Origin of the sequence: Mesorhizobium sp. M8A.F.Ca.ET.207.01.1.1 (assembly GCF_004794715.1) — a bacterium.
GTDB lineage: Bacteria > Pseudomonadota > Alphaproteobacteria > Rhizobiales > Rhizobiaceae > Mesorhizobium.
Window position 1 is genome coordinate 1 of the sequence record NZ_SRUS01000094.1, and the last position, 441, is coordinate 441.

General features: G+C 60.3%; 1 protein-coding gene. It reads right to left on the bottom strand.

All coding sequences use genetic code 11. The annotated features are described in order from the left end of the window. Positions 1–65: 65 nt before the first annotated feature. The coding region (locus EN850_RS33615) for an integrase core domain-containing protein (RefSeq protein WP_136092942.1) at positions 66–441 on the bottom strand (376 nt) is incomplete at its 5' end.

Consider the following 441-nt stretch of genomic DNA (forward strand, 5'->3'; position numbering starts at 1 on the left):
GACCACATTGTTGCGCCAGGGACGTACGTCGGAACGCCCGCCCACCCACTCAAAAACCCGGCTAGCTAGGTGTGGAGCCTCAACAGGTTGTCCTCGGTTAGAGCGAGGCGACTGATAGGTGTTTTGGACTTTAGGCTCCCGTGGGGACGGTGCCAATTGTATCTGTGCAGCCAGACCGGCAACTCTGCGGCGCGGTGATCTGAAGTCGGATAAGCGATGGCATAAGCCCATTCGCGCAGTGCTGTCTGGATGAAGCGCTCGGCCTTGCCATTGGTCTTGGGTGTATAGGGTCTTGTCCTGACGTGCTTGAGGCCGAGATCGCGGCAGGCCTTGGCGAAGGCCTTTGATCTGTAGCAGGAGCCGTTGTCGGTCATGACGCGGGCTATCGTGACGCCGAGGCTGGCGTAGTAGGCCATCACCTTCCTCAAGGCGGCGGTGGCC